Annotated in this window: 1 protein-coding gene; it reads left to right on the plus strand. The window is 43.2% G+C overall.

Translation table 11 applies throughout. The features are described 5' to 3' along the window. Positions 1-902: IS110 family RNA-guided transposase (locus G3R48_RS17040; RefSeq protein WP_153666376.1), on the plus strand; the 902-nt coding region annotated here is incomplete at its 5' end. Positions 903-1191: the final 289 nt, after the last annotated feature.

Genomic DNA, 1191 nt, shown 5'->3' on the forward strand with positions numbered 1-1191 from the left:
CTAACATTCCACCTTGTATTATCGGGATGGAAGCATGCTCTGGGGCGCACTACTGGGCAAGGGAATTTACAAAATACGGCCACGACGTACGTATCATGGCATCTAAATTTGTTATCCCTTACCGTCAAAGTGAAAAGAACGATGCCAATGACGCTGAAGCAATATGTGAAGCAGTAACAAGACCCAAAACACGCTTTGTCAGTATTAAAAGCGAAGAACAACAAGCTGTTTTATGCTTACATCGTATTAGGCAAGGTCAAATCAAAGACCGTACAGCCATGATTAATCGATTACGCGGCTTGCTATCAGAATTCGGCATCATCATGCCTAAAGGTCGCTATCCAGCACAAAAGCATATTGTTGAAATCTTGGAAGATACCGATAACGCATTACCCGCTTTAGCAAGAGAGCTACTCAATGACTTATGGCAAAGCATCAAGCTACAAAACCAAGACATATTAAAGTCTGATAGGAAGCTTTATGCCCTTGCAAATCAAATGAAAGACGCTAAGCGTTTAATGACTATTCCAGGCATTGGTGAAGTCACCGCTACTGCCGTTGTAGCCACTGTTAGTGATGCTAAACACTTTTCAACTAGCCGCCAATTTGCAGCTTGGATAGGCTTAGTCCCTAAGCAATATTCAACAGGTGGCAAGCCGACGTTAGGTAGAATAAGTAAACGCGGTGAGAAGCATATCCGCACCTCATTAATACACGGTGCTCGCGCTGTCATCGCAAACTGTACTAACAAAATGGATAGAACCAGTTTATGGATTAAAGCGCTTATCGAACGTAGAGGCTTTAAACGGGCTGTCATCGCCCTAGCAGCAAAGAATGCACGATTAATTTGGTCATTACTTCAATCGGGTAATGAATACCAAGTTAACTATGTAAAAACGTAAAAAGGTTTAACCCACACGGTTAACCCCACCGAGTCGACGCATTAGCAATTGACGATAACACGGTCAGACCGAGAGCAATTGAATCTGGTTAGTTGGGAAGTACATCTTGCTTGAAAGAGCCAGTAATACTGTTTAACGAATGAGATCTTTGCTCAAGCGCAAATCATCAGGGCGATAGCTAAAAGCTGTTTAGGCAGCAAGCTAATCAAACGCCGAATGTAGAGCTGCTGTCAGATCCACTGTTGTTGTCGGATTACTATTGCTTGACAAAGGGGAGTCCATGTAGCCC

The organism is Shewanella intestini (assembly GCF_018221465.1).
GTDB lineage: Bacteria > Pseudomonadota > Gammaproteobacteria > Enterobacterales > Shewanellaceae > Shewanella > Shewanella intestini.